The sequence below is a fragment of the Actinomadura sp. NPDC049382 genome (assembly GCF_040677125.1).
Classification (GTDB): Bacteria; Actinomycetota; Actinomycetes; order Streptosporangiales; family Streptosporangiaceae; genus Spirillospora; species Spirillospora geliboluensis.
Genome location: NZ_JBFARO010000019.1, coordinates 93,124 through 108,894, shown reverse-complemented (window position 1 = coordinate 108,894; position 15,771 = coordinate 93,124). Strand labels below are relative to the sequence as shown.

Genomic DNA, 15,771 nt, shown 5'->3' with positions numbered 1-15,771 from the left:
GCAAGCTCCGCTGCAGTCCCTGCAAGGCCGGCCACCTGGTCAAGGCCATCGCTGTCCTACAGAACTACGAGGTCACCCGAGGATGAAAAAGGCTCACTCCGCGTGACGTCCACGCCCCGCGTTCTGCCAGCCGGTGCTGTTCCTCAAGAAGCCCGTCCGGCTGCCGCTCTAGGAACAACAGATGGTCGAGCACCATGCGGATGCCCAACTCTCCGCCCAGCACTTCGGGCCTGCGCAAGGCGAAATTGAGCCTCTCAACGAGGTAGCCGTGAATGTCTTCCGAGGAGGCGAGCACCGGAGCGGCCATTCCTTCATTATCCCACCTTCGATCATGGCGACGCCGGCCGGGGACTCGCCCATTTCCCCGGCCAACGCGCTCAACTCCGAGTCGGACGCGGAGCAGCCCCTGCCTGAACAACGCCATTGGCGCTTAACGCTCTACCGGTGGTTCAGCAGGGCCGTGGCAATGGCGACCTGGGCGGGTTCCAGCGCCGTCTTACCGTCCTCGATGTCCCACAGGGCGTTCTGCAGGACGCGGCCGAGCGTCCAGCCGGTCGCTCGGCGGCGGTCGAGTTCGAGGACCTCGGTCAGCAGGTCGAAGCGCCGGAGGACCGCCCGAGCCACATTGCCGGTGGCCTCCACCTCGTCCCACCGGTTGTCCAGGGCGGGCAGCAGCTCGAACCCCGGATCGCCCGCGAGCGGTTCCGGGTCGATCGCCAGCCATGGTTCCCGCTCTCCGGCGAGGACGTTGTCGTAATGCAGGTCCCAGTGCAGCAGCCGGTCGCCGGGCTCACCGACCAGCTCGGCCATGGCCCCCGCGCACGTGCGCACCAGCCGCCGTTCGTCGGGGTCGCTCAGTAGCGGCACCGCACGCGGCACCTGGTCGAGCATCGCCGAAGCGACGTCGGCCAGCCGCCGCAGGCCCTTCGGAGCGGGCACCGAGGTCAGCCGCGCCATCAGTTCGGCCAGGATCTGCACCGCCGCGACGTCGTCGGCCACCGTGGACAGGGGACGGGCCGCGTCCAGCCGTTCCAGCAGTTGCGTGGCGCTCGCGTCGTCATGGTCGAGCAGGCGCACGACCCCGTCGCCGTTCCATGCCCGAAGCCCAACGGCAGTACCGGCGGTCTCGTCCCGAAGCTGCTGGAGCTTCAGCGCAGCCGGAGTGCCGTCCGATCGGACCACCGGCAGGACCAATGAAGCCATGCCGTAGGCGGACGGACCATCGAGCCGCAGGTCCCAGCGCTCCAGGAACTCACCGCCCAGTCGCGGCAGCTCGGCGACCCACGCACGCTCCTCAGCGCCGTGCGCACCATAGGACGCGGCGAACGCGTCCGGAACATGAATCGACCTGGTCACGGAAATCTCCTTCGTCATATGAGAGCCAGAGCGATGAACGAAGGAGACAACGGAGGTGCCCGAGCATCGGGCAGGCGTCAACGCATGAACTCACCCTACCCGAACAAGATCACCGCCCGGGATCGTCCAGGCAGCGCACATTGCGACACAGCGCTACTTACTCACGACGACCCGCAGACGGTCATTCAGTACTCTGCCAAGCGCACTAACTCGACCAGAACCCAATCATCAGGGAGACGTAAGCACGAGAGGCGAATTGATCTGCGTGTTGCCGGCCACCCAGATCTGTCCACTCGGCGCGACGGAGACGTCGTGCGCCCACGCCTCAATCGGAGTGGTGAACGTCTGCCAGGCACCGCCCGCGTATCGCAGCAGCGGCGCGGGGCCGTACAGGAAGGCGCGACTAAGGACCACGAGCGGATTGCCATCCTCGTCCAGCCGGACCTTCTTGCCGTAGCCGTCAAAGGCACCGGCGGGGGCCGCAGTCCACGTCTGGCCGTTCCAGCGGTACAGGGTGTCCCAGGTGAGCGCCCAGACCGTCCCGTCGGCAGCGGGCGCAACACTGGCGACGCAATACTGCGTGGGGAGCGGGGGCAGCGTCATCCAGGCAGCGCCATTCCAGCGCAGGGCAACCGATTCCTGGCTTTGGACGGCGGCGTTGTAGCGGCAGCCACCGGCCCATGCCTCGGTGGCGCTGCGCGCTTGGAAGTCCGCCAGCCCTTCCGGCAACGAACTGGCACCGGGGTCGGCCTGCCACACATCGCCCACGCGGCGGTACAGCGCGCGCAGGAAATGGTGCTCGCTCGGGCCGCGCACGGTGATCTGAAGCCACACCCCGGCCGGGCCGGCCCACAGACGGGTGTCGTACGCGTATGTTGCATCGGCCGGCAGGGCGACGGGCTGGAACGCTCTGCCGTCGAACCGCGCCAGATAGACCTTTTCCCCGCCCTGGACGCCCCAGGCCCAGACTTCCCCGCCGTACGCGACGACCTCCGAAATACCCCCGTTCCCGGACCAGCCGTTGAGCGGGTACTCCTTCCACTGCGAGCCCATCCGACGGCGCACCACCGGGTTGCCGACGCTGTCACCGACCTGCCCCTGCCGTCCGGCAACCCATGCCTCGGTGTCAGAAACGGCGGCAACGCTGTGCACCCCTGCCCTGGGCCACAGGAACGGCAGCGGGACGTCCCTCAGCGCGGCGGGCTGGGTCTCGGCATGGACGGCGGACACAGGAGCCAACGCAACGACCGCAACAGCCACAGCGGCCAACCGGGCGCGGAATGATCTCATCCCGCCATCATGCGGTCTGCACCAAAAAGATGCCAGTGTTCACTGGAAAGAACCTCAGCCGCGACGCTCAGACGAGCCTGGCCGGCGGTGGTGGTCCGGTCGTTCGATTGGCGGGGCGGCTGCCGAGGGCTCTCGACGGTCTTGCTAACCGCAGGAAGTACCCAGAGCCCGGCAGGCGGTTGAAGACCTGGTCACGGAGCTGAAGCAGGCGGTCGGGCCGGTCCTGAGCGTCCTAAGAGGCAGGGCGTTCGCGATGACGACGGTATCTTCCGATCGTGGGTTGGGATAGCGAGGGTGTGCTGGCGGGCCGGTACCGGAAACTCGGGCCGATCGGGCAGGGCGGGATGGGCGCGGTGTGGCGCGCTTATGACACCGATTTGGAACGCGAGGTGGCCATCAAGGAACTGCGGGTTCCCGAGCAGGTCACCGAGCAGGAACGGCGCGTGTGGTACGCGCGGATGGGGCGGGAGGCCCGGGCCGCCGCCCGGCTGAGGCATCCGGGGATCGTCACTGTCTACGACCGGGTGATGGGCGAGGACGGCCGTCCGTGGATCGTGATGGAGCTGATCCGGGGGCAGTCCTTGGATCACCTGCTGGCCGAACGGCAGATCCTCCCCAAGCAGCAGGTCGCCGTGATCGGGTTGGCGGTGCTGGAGGCGCTGTCGGCCGCCCACGCGCACCGGATCGTGCACCGCGACGTCAAACCGGCCAACGTGCTGCTGGAGGGCGATCGGATCGTCCTCACCGACTTCGGCATCGCCGCGGTGGAGGGCGATGCCACCCTCACCCGCCCTGGCGCCGCGCTGGGCACTCCCACCTACATGTCCCCCGAGCAGGTGGCCGGCCAGGCCGTCACTCCCGCCTCGGACCTGTGGTCACTCGCCGCGACCTTGTACGCGGCGGTGGAAGGCCGCCCGCCGTTCGCCGCTCCCACGTTCGGGGCACTGTTCGTCGCCATCGCCACCCAGGACCCCGTACCGCCCCAATGCGGCGGGCCGCTCGCGCAAGTCCTGAACGGACTGCTGCGCAAAAACCCCGCCGACCGGCTATCCGTCGCACAGGTCCGTGATCTGCTCACCACCGTCACCGAGCCCGGTGCCCAGTCCCGCCGATCTGCTGACCAGAAATCCGCGCCCACCCGCAGCTTTACGGACGACGTGACGCTTCTCCGTGGCCCCATATCCTCCCCAGAAGACAAAGGACGGTCCCAGTCGGCCCGTGCTGCCAAGGATCTGCCCGAGCATGCAGAGGTCGCCAAGTACCGGGAGCTGGCCGAGGCCGACCCTGGCCGCTACCGTCCCGACCTCGCCCGATCTCTGAGGCAGCTCGGCAACGCCCTGAAGAAGCTGAACCGCCATGCCGAGGCGGCAACCGTCAGGCAGGAGACGGTCGCCCTCTACCGGCGGTTGGCCGAAGCCAACCCCGGCCGCTACCGCCCCAGCCTCGCCCTGGCGCTGCACAACCTCGGCTTCACCTTGGGGAAACTGGACCGCCATGCCGAGGCAGTGCCCATGCAGCAGCAGGCGATCGCCATCTACCGGGAACTCGCCGAGGCCGAACCCAGCCGCTATCGCCCCGATCTCGCCGTATCGCTGCACGAGCTCGGCAACACACTGTGGAAACTTCAGCGCTTCACCGAAGAGCTGGCTGTAGAGCAAGAGGCGGTCTCCATCCGCCGACAGCTGGCAGAAGCCAACCCTGAGCCCTACCGCCCCGACCTCGCCCTATCGCTCCACAACCTCGGCCTCACACTGTGGAAACTGGACCGTCTCGCCGAGGAGCTGACTGTAGAGCAAGAGGCGGTCGCCATCCGCCGGGAGTTGGCGGAGGCCGACCCAGGCCGCTACCGCCCCAGCCTTGCCCAGACTCTGCGCAACCTCAGCTTCACTCTGAAGAGGCTGGACCGCCATGCCGAGGCCGCACCCATGCAGCAGCAAGCGGTCGACCTCTACCGGCAGTTGGCCGAAGCCGACCCAGACCGCTACCTTCCCAACCTCGCTCAATCGCTCCACGAGCTAGGTAACACGCTGTGGAAACTACAGCGCTACGCCGAAGAGCTGCCCGTGGAACAAGAGGCGGTCGCCATCCGCCGGCAGTTGGCCGAAGCCGACCCAGACCGCTACCGCGCCAACCTTGCCCTTTCGCTCCAAAACCTCAGCTTCACCATGGGGAAACTGGACCGCCATGCCGAGGCGGTCCCCGTGAGGCAGGAGGCGATCGCCCTCTACCGGCGGTTGGCGGAGGCCGAACCAGACCGTTACCGCCCTGACCTCGCCGTATCGCTGCACGAACTCGGCAACACACTGTGGAAGCTACAACGCTTCACCGAAGAGCTGGCTGTAGAGCAAGAGGCGGTCTCCATCCGCCGACAGCTGGCAGAAGCCAACCCAGAGCGCTACCGCCCCGACCTCGCCCTATCGCTCCACAACCTCGGCCTCACACTGTGGAAACTGGACCGTCTCGCCGAGGAGCTGACTGTAGAGCAAGAGGCGGTCGCCATCCGCCGACGGTTGGCGACCGCCAACCCTGACCGCTACCGCCCCGGCCTCGCCCAATCCCTGAGCAACCTCGGCAACACGCTGAAGAGGCTTAACCGCCATACCGACGCGGAAGCCGTGAAACAGGAGGCAGACGCCATCCGCCAACAGCTAGGCCAAACCTGACCCAACCGCGACCACCCGCTGACATAGCCGCCAAACTCGGGCTTCCGGACGTGGCCGGGGTCCGGTGGGTGCATGCGGGGCAGCTCGCGCGGCTGGTGGAGGTGCCGGGACGGGCGAGCGTCCGGCACATCTGGGCGCGCCCCCAGTGCGGACCTCTACTCACCGGCACATCGCGTCGATCAGGTCCGTGAAGTTCGGGAACTCCTCTCCCGCCGCCGCCACGATCTCCGCCGCGGAACGGCGCCCACCCGGCGCGTGCTGCTCCGCGATCGCGCGAAAGACCTCGTTCGGCTCCGTTTTACGACCTGGATCCGTGATCGCCTCATGCGGCCCCGAGCCGGCCGCGAACAACCAAAGCAGGTCGCCGAGGTCGCGGGCTATCACGCCGCACTCGCCCTCGGAACCGAGGTAGACGACAGGCTGCTCGACGATGGGCGCACCGGGCCGAGCAAGCCAGAAACCGACATAGTCGCCGGTCCCGGTGGCGCCGAAGAAGCGGAACTCGCTGCCATCGACCTCTTCGTTGCCGGTCCACAGGCGAAACCACCACGCGGTCTCCGCCGGCGCCTCGAACCGTTCGTACGGCTCGAAATCACAGCCGTGGGCCTCGTCGGTTTCTTCGTCCCATTCCCACTCGAAGCCCACCTCGGCCACTTCGGCCAGGGCGATGGGCAGCGTCAGATCTTCGGGGGCCTCCGTCATTTTGAAATGCTAAACCACCTCTCACACCTGGCAGTCAGAGGGCTTCAGACCTCCGCCCCCTGCTGTGCAACGAGATCAAGTCCGCCCAGGAGCGTCCTCACATCCCTCCTGACCAGCGTCGGCCCCCTCCCGCACGCCCACACCCGGCACGGTGGGCGAGTCCGCACGGCCGCCGATGCGGTGCCGCTGGTCAGTCGATGCCTTCGACGATGCGGAAGTCGCGCTCGACGCCGTCGGGGAGGGCGACCAGCGCCTTCTGGTATGCCTCGCTCTCGTATGCCGCGACGGCCTGTTCAAAGCTGTCGAACTCGATCAGAACGACGCGTTGCGTGATTCCGGCCTCGTGGGCGACGACTCGACCGCCACGGGACGGGAGGAGGGCCAGGTTGCGCCCGCCCCCAGCCTGGACGGCCGGACCGGCCAGCTTGTCGTAGGCAGCCAGCCTCTCAGGGTCGGAAATGGCGGGGTAGACACTGACCCAGTAGCCCTTAGCCATGGAAACCTCCAGTGTTCGGCCGGACACGTCCGACTTCGAATTGACACCCAGATCGATCGATCCCGGCGACCGGTACTGCGGTCGGCTGAATCGTCATATGCGCAGGTTAGGACTTGATGTGCGGTCGAGGGAAAGACCGGTACGAGATAGACTCAGAACGGATCGTTATCAATCGACCGGGAGGGCACGTGGCGCCGGATACGGTGAGCCTGCGGTACTTCCTGGTGCTGGCGCAGGAGTTGAACTTCACCCGCGCGGCCGCTCGGATTGGTATTGCACAGCCCGCACTCAGCGCCCGGATGCGCCGATTGGAGGCGGAGCTCGGCACGGCCCTGCTGGTCCGCAACACGCGTAGCGTCGTATTGACCACAGCCGGTGCGGCTTTGGCGGAGTCCGCGCCGCCCGCGCTGGCGGCGCTGGACCGGGCCTGGGACACCGCCCGGAGCGCGGCGGCCGGTGAACTGGGCACGCTGCGCATCGGATACAGCCTCAGCACCGGGGCCGAGACGGCACCGGCCCTGGTGGACAGGCTGATTCGCGGCAACAGCGGACTCGATGTCGGCGCGGTCCCGATGGCGACACCGGAGATCTCCCCCGCGGTGGCCGACGGCCGCATCGATGCCGGGATCACCCGCGGTGAACAGCCTGGCCGCGGCGTGCGCCGGTTCCTGCTGCGGCGTGAGCGCATCGGGGTTCAACTGGCGCAGCACCATCCGCTGGCCGAACACCCGGAGATCGAGATCGCCGACGCGGCCGCGTATCCCCTGCGACTCGCCGACCGTGCGGCCAACCCCGTGGTCCACGATCAGCTGTCCGCACTGTTCCAAGACACCCGACCACACCCCCGATTCCACACGCCCGCAGTCTCTTTCGACATGTCTCAGCGCGACCTGCTCGACGGGGTCACCCTCGCCCCGGCCGGAGAAGCCGCGGTCACAGCACAACCGGCCGGTCTCACCTGGCGACCGCTGCGGGGCGCGCCCACCCTGACGATCCACCTGGTCCTCCCACGCGAACAGTCGCCGCTGCACCGCCGCATCCGTACCGTCGCCAAAACCCTGGCGCACGAGCTGAACTGGCTGCCGGACTGACGCTCAGGAGGTCAGGCGAGACGGACGCCTGCGGTGGCGAGGCCGAGCACCTCGCGCCCGGCGGACTTCGCGATGATGATGACGACGGCGGTCTTGCTGAATGCCCGACTCCGCCCCGCCTGCTCCGCCTCGGCGCGGTAGAGGTCGGTGTGGCGGTCGTGCTGGTCGGCGCCGAGGGAGATCAGCAGGCGTTCGGTCATGCGGCGGGTGAGGGCGTCTTTGTCGAGGAATGCCCAGCCTGAGAGGTCGGAGAGGAAGCGGGCGAACTCGGTCTTGCCGGATCCTGCGTAGCCGCCGACCAGGACCAGGACAGGGTTACCGCTGGCGTTGGCGACGGCTCGGCCGTGCCAAGCGTTGGCGAGTCGGGTCTTGAGGCGTCGGGGATGCGTAGTCCGCGTTCCCAGCGGGATACCTCGTGTCGGGTGAGGGTGTCAGAACCGGCGAGGTCGCAGAGTTGGCAGCTGGGGTGCGTTGGCTTCCTGCTACCTCGTAAGCGTTCTCGCCCTGGTCCTGGTCTTCCTGGCCGTTCTGGACAGCGCCGGCAGCGGCAGGGGCGGGTGGGAGGCTCCCAGACCACCCACGGGGACGAGGTAGAGGACGAGGGGTCAGGCAAACCGGACGAAGACGGCGACGGGGTGCCGAAGGAGTCCGGGACCGGGAACACATCGGCGGCTGGACGGGCGAGGGGCGAGCCGCCGCGTGGGGGCGGCCTTACGGCGTTTCGCCATGGACGAAATGGCGGGGGCGCTGTGTCAGCAAAGCCCTCTTGCGGTGACCGCAAGAGGGCTTTGGGGTGGAGCCGCCTATCGGAATCGAACCGATGACCTATTCATTACGAGTGAATCGCTCTGCCGACTGAGCTAAGGCGGCGTGCCGTGCGGGGCACGGCGGGATGAAGTCTACCGGGTGTCGGGGGGTGGGTGTGCACGGGTTTCAGCCGCAGGTGGTTCCGGACTTGGGCGGGTCGGCGGTGATCAGGTAGTTGTCGGTGGCCTTGGTGATGCAGGGGTTGCCCTGGAGGTAGGCGGTGTGGCCGTCGCCGTTGAAGGTGAGGAGGACGCCGCTGGAGAGCTGGCTGGAGAGGTTCTGGGCCCACTTGTAGGGCGTGGCGGGGTCGCGGACGGTTCCGATGACGACGATGGGGGCCGCGCCCTTGGCGGTGATGGGTTTCGGCTGCTGGTTGGTCTGGAAGGGCCAGTAGACGCAGGGGAGGCCGCCCCAGACGACGAAGGGGCCGAAGCGGGGGGCGACCTTCTGGGCCTCGTCGGCGGCCTTCTTGTAGGCGGCGAGGTTGGACGGGTTGGGCTTGTCTATGCAGTTGACGGCCATGTTGGCGTCGGTCTGGTTGCTGTAGGTGCCGTTGGGCTTGCGTTCGACCATCTCGTCCGCGAGGGCCAGGAGGACGGTGCCGTCGCCGCTCAGCGCCTGGACGAGCGCCTGGCGGAGGACGGGCCAGTACTCCTTGACGTAGAGCGCCCTGGCGATGCCCATCACGGCCAGGGACTCGGTGACCTTGCGGGAGTCGCGGGTGTTGCTGAGCGGCTTCTTGTCGGTGGCGGCGAGGAAGGACTCGATCTTCGCGATGACGGCGTCGGGGGTGGTGCCGAGCGGGCAGTTGCCGGACTGGACGCAGTTGTCGGCGAAGGCGCGGAGGGCCGTCTCGAAGCCCTTGGCCTGCTCGATCAGGAGGTCGGTCGAGGAGAGCTGGGGATCGACGGCGCCGTCCAGGACGAGGGCGCGGACGTTCTTCGGGAACTGCTCGGCGTAGAAGGCTCCCAGGTAGGTGCCGTACGAGGCGCCGTAGTAGGTGAGCTTCTCGTCACCGAGGGCGGCGCGGAGGACGTCCATGTCGCGGGCTGCGTTGGCGGTGCCGACGTAGGGCAGTTTCGAGGCGTCCTTGGTCCTGCAGCGCTGGGCGAACTCCTCGCTCTGGACGCCGAGGGCGTTCGTCTCCTGCTGGTCGTCCGGGGACGCGTCGGTGGCGAAGAACTTGTCGAGTTCGGGGCCCGTGTTGCAGCGGACGGGGTCGCTGGCGGCGACGCCGCGGGGGTCGAAGCCGACGATGTCGAAGCGGCGGCGCAGGTCGTCCCCGAACGTGCGGGCGGCCTGGCGGACGAAGTCGACCCCGGAACCGCCCGGCCCGCCCGGGTTGGTGAGGAGCGAGCCGATCCGTTTTGATTTGTCCTCGGCCGGGAGCCGGATCACGGAGATGCCGATCTCCGCGCCGGTCGGGTCGGAGTAGTTCAGCGGCACCTGGACGGTCGCGCACTCGAAGCCGTTGTCGCAGGACTTCCAGGACGGTTTCTGGCCGTAGAAGGACTTGAGGTCCGCAGGGACGCTGGCCGGCACCGTCTTCTTCTCGCCGTCGGCGTCGCTGCTGCTACTGCTGCATCCGGTGGCCATCGCCAGTACCAGCACGGTGGCCGCACTGATGAACCTCGCTGCCTGCACCCTGGTCCCCGTCTCGTCATAGCGGCACGTACGCCGCCGCCTACGCTACGTCGGCGCGGCGGCAAAGGGCCACCATAGGGCCGAGACGGGGCCCGCGTGGCGCGGCGCGGGCCCCGTCCGTGCGCCATGCCCCGCGGGGTCGGGCACGGCGCGTCCGGGCGGTCGTTTGGGCCGAGCGGCCGACCGGACGTTTCTAACCCGGGCCTCCGCCGGGCGGTCCCTCTGGGCCGCTGACGGGTGGTCGTCCTCCTCGGCCGTCGCCGGGGGCTCCTCCTCGGCCATCGCCGGGACGTTGCGGGGCCAGGGATGCGCATGCCTGCATGGCCTTCTGTTCCTCGGCCGATCGGGTTGGACGGGTGGACGGTGCGTTGCTTGGGCGGGTGGTCGGTGCCCCGGTCGGGCGGCCTCCTTCTGGGAGGTTGACGCCCTGTTGCTCCAGGCAGGCGCGGAACGAGGCCATTGGGTCGGCGGCGCCGGGCTTGTCCGACGCGCCGCCTCCGCAAGCGGCGGTGAACAGCAGCAAGGCGGCGCCCAGAGCGCCCAGAGCGTAGGTCGGTCTCATGAGTCTCCTCGGTCCTCGGGTCAGCGGCCCGCGCCCTGGTTCACGGTGGTCGCGGTGAGCGTGCCGTCCGCGGCCTTGGTCCCCCGGACGGTGACGTTCGCGCCCGAGGCGACGTTCTTCAGGTCGCCGTCCTTGGTGATGCGGACCCTGGTCTCCTCGCTGGTCGCGACCTTCACCGTCTGGCCGGACGTCGTGCGCAGGTAGAGCGTGTTGCCGGTGACCTTCACGACCGTGCCTGTCGTGGTGTCGCCGCTCCCTGCGAAGCCTCCGGGGCCCGGGGCGTTGCCGGGCGGCTGCGCCCCGGGCATGCCGCCGTAGCCGCCTTGGGGGCGTCCGGCGGTGAAGCCTCCGGCCGGACGCTCGGAGCCGTCCGATGACCACTTCTGCGCCTGGACGCCGCCCAGGAAGCCCGCGACCAGGATGATCCCGGCGGCGAGGTAGAGCGTCGGTCCGGGCAGGGAGCGGCGCTGCGGGCGTGCCGCCAGCGTGGCGTCGAGGTCGTCGGCGAACGGGGAGCTGGACAGCAGTTCCGCGTCCTCCGAGGGTGCGCGCGGGCCGGCAACGCGCTTGCCGGGCGGTTCGGGGCTCACGGTTCTCCTTCGGTCGTCAGTCATGGCGGAGCGCCTCGATGGGACGGAGCCGGGCGGCGCGGGAGGCGGGGTAGCCGCCGAAGAACAGGCCGATCGCGACGGAGACGCCCAGGGCGAGGACGATCGACGACGGCACCAGGACGGGGTCGACGCCCGCGATCGTGAAGCGGCTGCCGACAACGCCGGCGAGGACGCCGAGGAGGCCGCCGAGCAGGCTGAGGACGGTGGCCTCCGCGACGAACTGGCCGAGGATGGCGCCGCGCGGCGCGCCGATGGCCTTGCGGATGCCGATCTCGCGGGTCCGCTCGGTGACGGTGACCAGCATGATGTTGGTGATGCCGATGCCGCCGACGAGCAGGCTGATCGCGGCGACGGCGCCGAGCAGGACGGTGAACGTGCGGCTCGACTCGCTGACCGCCGTCTGGACGCTGGCCTGGCTCGACACGGTGAAGTCTGCGGTGCCGGAGGCGGTGTCGTGCCGCTGGGCGAGGAGTGTCGTGATCTCGGCCTGGGCTGCGTCGACGGCCTCGCTGCCCGTGGCCTGGACGATGATCTGGTCGAGGCCGCCGTAGCCGGTGAGGGTCTCCTGGACGGCGGGCAGCGGCGCAACGGCGATGCTGTCGGGGTCGGAGAAGGAGGACGAGGACGAGCCCGTCGCCTTGAGGACTCCGGTGACCGTGAACCGGATCCCGCCGACGTCGATCTTCTTGCCGAGCGGGTCCACCCGTCCGAACAGGTCGGACGCGACCGTGCTGCCGAGCACGACGGTCTTGCGCGCGGCGGTCACGTCCCCGTCGGTGAACAGTGCGCCGGACGCGACGGTCTTGTTCGCGGCGCCGAAGTAGGTCGGGGTGGTGCCGACGAACTGGCCGATGGTCACGCTCGTCCCCTCGTAACCGGCGGTGACCGACTGGCTGGTCACGACCGGGGACGCGCTCTTCACCGACGTCGCCTTGGCGAGGGCCTTCGCGTCGGCCGTGGTGAGGTCGTGGGCCTGGGTGCGGGGGCCGGTGTCGGTGCTCTGGCCGGGACCGCCGCCGAAACCGCCGAAGCCGCCCGGGCCGCCGAAACCGCCGCCGCGGCCGGTCGTGGACGGGCTGACGGTCAGCGAATCGGCGCCGAGCCGCTGGATGCTCTTCTTGATCTGCTCGGACGAGCCGTTCCCGACCGCGACGAGCAGGATCACCGCGGCGACGCCGATCAGGATGCCCAGCGTGGTGAGGGAACTGCGCAGCTTGTTGGCCGACAGTCCGCGCACGGCGAACCGCAGGATGTCGAGGACGCTCAACGCGCGCCTCCCGCAGGCGTCGTCCAGGCGGCGCCGGGCGGCGGCCCGGTGACGGGGGCGCGGCGCGCGTCCTCGACGATCCGGCCGTCCACGAGGCGGACGACGCGTTTGGCGTGCGCGGCGACGTCGTCCTCGTGGGTGATCACGATGATGGTGCGGCCGGCGAGCGCGAGCCGGTCGAAGACGCCGAGGACGTCGGCGGTGGAGGCGCTGTCGAGCGCGCCGGTCGGCTCGTCGGCGAGCAGCAGCGCGGGCGCGGTGACGAGGGCGCGGGCGACGGCCACGCGCTGCTGCTGGCCGCCGGACAGCGCGTTCGGCTCGTGCCGGGTCCGGTCGGCGAGCCCGACCTCGCGGAGCGCGGCGAGGGCGCGCCGCCGCCGGTCGGGGCCCTTGACGCCGCCGTAGGCGAGCGGGAGTTCGACGTTGGCCTGCGCGGTCATCCGCGGGATGAGGTTGAAGGACTGGAAGATGAACCCGATGCGGCGGTTGCGCAGGATCGCGAGGCTCCGCTCGTCCAGCCCGGCGACGTCCCGGCCGTCGAGGAGGTAGCGGCCGCCGCTCGGCGTGTCCAGGCAGCCGATGATGTTCATCAGCGTGGACTTGCCGGAGCCGGACGCGCCCATGACCGCCACGTAGTCGCCGCGTTCCACGGTCAGCGAGACGCCTTGCAGCGCGTGGACGGCCGTTTCGCCCGTCCCGTACACCTTCGTCACGTCGCGGAGGTCGAGCACGGGGGCCGCGGGCGTCATCGGCGGCCTCCCCCGCCGGGACCGCCCCCGCCGCCCATTCCGGGCCCGCCGCCGCCCGGGAACCCCTGGCGTCCGGTGGTGCCGGACGTCCCGGAGCCGCTCGTAGAGGACGTGACGACGACCTGGTCGCCCTCCTCCAGGCCGGATTTGATCTCGGTGCCCTGGTCGCCCTTGACGCCGGTCTCTACCGTAAGGGTGCTCTGCACGCCGTCGCGGACGACCGTCACGGTGCTCTGCCCGCCGGCCGTCCTGACCGCCGCGCTCGGGACGTAGAGGACGTCCTCCGCCTTGGCCACGGTGATCTCGACGGTCGCGGTCTGGCCGAGCCGGACCCCGGACGGGACGTCCCCCAGCGAGATCGTGGCGGGGAACTTCACCACGTTGTCGGTGGTCGTCGGCGACACCCCGATCGCGGTGATCTTGCCGGTGGCGGTCGTGCCGGTCAGCGCGTCGAACGAGATGGTCGCGGCCTGGCCGACCTTGAGCTTGGTCGTGTCCGCCTCGGTGAAATTGCCCTCGATCTGCAGGTGCTTGGTGTCGGCGATCTCGATGAAGCCCGACCCAGAGGAGGACGACGACGAGGACGTGGACGAGGACGTGGACGAGGACGTGGACGAACCCCCCGGCGAAGATCCCCCGCCGGAGCTCGCCCCAGTGCCCGAGGTGGAGCCGGAGCCGCTGGAGCTGCCGCCGACCGTCCCGTTGACGGCGGTGACCGTCCCGGCGAACGGGGCCTTCAAGACAGTGCCCTCATAGGCGCGCAAAGCGGAGTTGTAGGCGTTCTTCGCCTGGACGTAGCCGGCGTAGCCCTTCTCCGACGACGTGTCACCCTGGGCGGCGACGGCCAGGTTCGCCTTGGCGGCGTTGACGTTCTCCAGCGCCTCGGTCTGGTCCAGGCGGGCGAGGACCTCGCCTCCCGAGACCTTCTCGCCCGCCTTGACGTAGATCTTGGCGACCGTGCCGGACGCGCCGAACGACAGGGCGCGGCTCCGGGCGCTCGCCACGGAGCCGGACGCCGACACCGACGACTCCACGGTCCCCCGCGCCACGCGCGAGACCCGGGTGGACGCGGCGGCTCCGTCACCCCCGTCGCCGAGCGTGAGGTATGCGGTGCCGGCGCCCGCGACGAGCAGCACGCCGAGCGCGCCGTTGACGAGCAGCGTCCGGCGCTGAAACGGCCGATTCATGGAGGTGATGCTCTTGGGCCCGCATGTGGCTCTCGTGAGCCGTGAGTGAGAAACGGATGAGAGAGGCGCCGGGGGTCCGCGGCGTTGGCGGGCGGCGACAACCTCCGCCGCCGTCTTTGTCATCTGTCTTTACACCAACGAATGGAACATCCTGCGATGGTGTGATGCCTGTCGCTTTGGCGCTGGACGCCTTGAAAGGTCACACCTCCCTACGCGACCGTAGGTTACGCGAACGTAAGTTACCGGTCGGCAGGGAGGCAAGGTGATCAGTGCGGCGCGGTCACGCCCGGACACCAAGGCGGGCACACGCAGACGGCGACGGGTCGCGGAGGCGGCCCGGGTCCTCACGACCCCGCTCCTGCCCGAGGACTACCTCGGCCTGGTCAACCCGCTGTGGTCGGCCACCGACCTGCGCGGGCGCGTCGACGCCGTCCGCCACGAGGCGCCGTCCGCCGCGACGCTCGTGATCAGGCCCGGCCGGGCGTGGCGGGGGCACCGGCCGGGCCAGTGGGTCAGGATCGGCGCGGACATCGGCGGCGTCCGGCACTGGCGGACGTTCTCGCTGTCGTCCCCGCCCCGGCCGGACGGGCGGATCACCGTCACCGTCAAGGCCGCCCGCGACGGGTTCGTCTCCGCGCACCTCGTCAACGAGATCCGGCCCGGCGCGCTCGTCCACCTGGCCCCGGCGGACGGCGAGTTCGTGCTGCCCTCGCCGCTCCCCCGCAAGCTGCTCTTCATCACGGCCGGCAGCGGGATCACCCCGGTCATGGCCATGCTCCGCGCCCACGCCGGAGACGGCGCCGACATCGTCGTCCTGCACTCCGACCGGACGGCCGGGGACGTCATCTTCGGCGCCGAACTCCGCGCGATGACCGGCATAAGCCTGCACGAGCGGCACACGTCCGCCGAGGGCAGGCTCAAACCGTCCGAGCTACCGGACGTCTGCCCCGACTGGGCGGAACGCGACACCTGGGCCTGCGGGCCCGGCGCGATGCTGGACGATCTCGCCGCGCACTGGGACGCCGCCGGGATCGCCGACCGGCTCCGCGTCGAACGCTTCCGGACCGTTCTGCAAAGCGGCGGTGAAGGCGGGCGCGTCACGTTCACCAGGAGCGGCGTCGAGGCGGACGCCGACGGGAGCACGCCGCTCCTGGTCGCCGGCGAGGACGCGGGCGCGCTGCTGCCGAGCGGCTGCCGGATGGGCATCTGCCACGGCTGCGTCGGCGCGCTGCGCTCCGGCAAGGTCCGCGACCTGCGCACCGGCCGGGTGCACGGCGAGGAGGGCGAGATCGTCCAGACCTGCGTCTCGGCCGCCGCCGGCCCCGTGGAAATCGACCTCTGAGGCT

Annotated in this window: 14 protein-coding genes and 1 tRNA gene; 3 read left to right on the top strand and 12 right to left on the bottom strand. The window is 69.7% G+C overall.

From position 1 onward, the window contains the following. Positions 1-64 precede the first annotated feature (64 nt). The 3 genes from AB0K34_RS15080 to AB0K34_RS15070 all read right to left on the bottom strand — a co-directional run bounded on the left by AB0K34_RS15080 (position 65) and on the right by AB0K34_RS15070 (position 2,646). The gene (locus tag AB0K34_RS15080; protein ID WP_364548858.1) at positions 65-307 is read right to left on the bottom strand and encodes a hypothetical protein; all 243 of its coding nucleotides are present in this window, start codon (positions 305-307) and stop codon (positions 65-67) included. Between the two features lie 131 nt (positions 308-438). Further along, positions 439-1,356, bottom strand: coding sequence for an aminoglycoside phosphotransferase family protein (locus tag AB0K34_RS15075; RefSeq protein WP_364548855.1), 918 nt, complete (start codon positions 1,354-1,356; stop codon positions 439-441). Positions 1,357-1,584: 228 nt separating this feature from the next. Then, on the bottom strand, positions 1,585-2,646 hold the full coding sequence (locus AB0K34_RS15070) for a hypothetical protein (protein ID WP_364548852.1): 1,062 nt from the start codon (positions 2,644-2,646) through the stop codon (positions 1,585-1,587). 275 nt (positions 2,647-2,921) lie between these two features. Here AB0K34_RS15070 and AB0K34_RS15065 point away from each other — a divergent pair, with 275 nt between their 5' ends. Then, the gene (locus AB0K34_RS15065; RefSeq protein ID WP_364548849.1) at positions 2,922-5,309 is read left to right on the top strand and encodes a tetratricopeptide repeat protein; all 2,388 of its coding nucleotides are present in this window, start codon (positions 2,922-2,924) and stop codon (positions 5,307-5,309) included. Between the two features lie 159 nt (positions 5,310-5,468). Here AB0K34_RS15065 and AB0K34_RS15060 read toward each other — a convergent pair whose 3' ends face one another. Both AB0K34_RS15060 and AB0K34_RS15055 read right to left on the bottom strand, forming a co-directional pair. Then, a complete protein-coding gene (locus AB0K34_RS15060; protein ID WP_364548847.1) occupies positions 5,469-6,011 on the bottom strand; it encodes an SMI1/KNR4 family protein in 543 nt (180 codons plus the stop codon). A gap of 190 nt (positions 6,012-6,201) precedes the next feature. Further along, positions 6,202-6,507 carry a DUF1330 domain-containing protein gene (locus AB0K34_RS15055; protein ID WP_138640450.1) on the bottom strand — a complete coding sequence of 102 codons (306 nt, stop codon included), beginning with the start codon at positions 6,505-6,507 and terminating at the stop codon, positions 6,202-6,204. Positions 6,508-6,695: 188 nt separating this feature from the next. On the opposite strand from AB0K34_RS15055, the gene AB0K34_RS15050 reads away from it, so the two are divergent. Continuing rightward, positions 6,696-7,598: a LysR family transcriptional regulator gene (locus AB0K34_RS15050; RefSeq protein WP_364548844.1), complete on the top strand. Its 903-nt coding sequence runs from the start codon at positions 6,696-6,698 to the stop codon at positions 7,596-7,598. An 11-nt stretch (positions 7,599-7,609) separates the two neighbouring features. On the opposite strand, the gene AB0K34_RS15045 is transcribed toward AB0K34_RS15050, so the two are convergent. The 7 genes from AB0K34_RS15045 to AB0K34_RS15015 all read right to left on the bottom strand — a co-directional run bounded on the left by AB0K34_RS15045 (position 7,610) and on the right by AB0K34_RS15015 (position 14,425). Next, complete coding sequence (locus tag AB0K34_RS15045; protein ID WP_364548841.1) at positions 7,610-7,798, bottom strand: hypothetical protein; 189 nt, start codon at positions 7,796-7,798, stop codon at positions 7,610-7,612. Positions 7,799-8,392: 594 nt separating this feature from the next. Continuing rightward, a tRNA-Thr gene (locus AB0K34_RS15040) sits at positions 8,393-8,468 on the bottom strand. 63 nt (positions 8,469-8,531) lie between these two features. Continuing rightward, positions 8,532-10,049, bottom strand: a complete 1,518-nt coding sequence (locus tag AB0K34_RS15035) for an alpha/beta hydrolase (protein WP_364548838.1) — start codon at positions 10,047-10,049, stop codon at positions 8,532-8,534. Between the two features lie 582 nt (positions 10,050-10,631). Continuing rightward, a complete protein-coding gene (locus tag AB0K34_RS15030; RefSeq protein ID WP_364548835.1) occupies positions 10,632-11,201 on the bottom strand; it encodes a hypothetical protein in 570 nt (189 codons plus the stop codon). Positions 11,202-11,217: 16 nt separating this feature from the next. Further along, positions 11,218-12,489, bottom strand: coding sequence for an ABC transporter permease (locus AB0K34_RS15025; protein WP_364548832.1), 1,272 nt, complete (start codon positions 12,487-12,489; stop codon positions 11,218-11,220). Next, positions 12,486-13,238: an ABC transporter ATP-binding protein gene (locus AB0K34_RS15020; protein WP_138640455.1), complete on the bottom strand. Its 753-nt coding sequence runs from the start codon at positions 13,236-13,238 to the stop codon at positions 12,486-12,488. Before AB0K34_RS15020 ends, AB0K34_RS15025 begins: the two co-directional genes overlap by 4 nt. Continuing rightward, complete coding sequence (locus AB0K34_RS15015) at positions 13,235-14,425, bottom strand: HlyD family efflux transporter periplasmic adaptor subunit (RefSeq protein ID WP_364548829.1); 1,191 nt, start codon at positions 14,423-14,425, stop codon at positions 13,235-13,237. The genes AB0K34_RS15020 and AB0K34_RS15015 overlap by 4 nt, the downstream gene beginning before the upstream one ends. 262 nt (positions 14,426-14,687) lie before the next feature. On the opposite strand from AB0K34_RS15015, the gene AB0K34_RS15010 reads away from it, so the two are divergent. Beyond that, the gene (locus AB0K34_RS15010) at positions 14,688-15,767 is read left to right on the top strand and encodes a ferredoxin reductase (protein WP_364548826.1); all 1,080 of its coding nucleotides are present in this window, start codon (positions 14,688-14,690) and stop codon (positions 15,765-15,767) included. Positions 15,768-15,771: the final 4 nt, after the last annotated feature.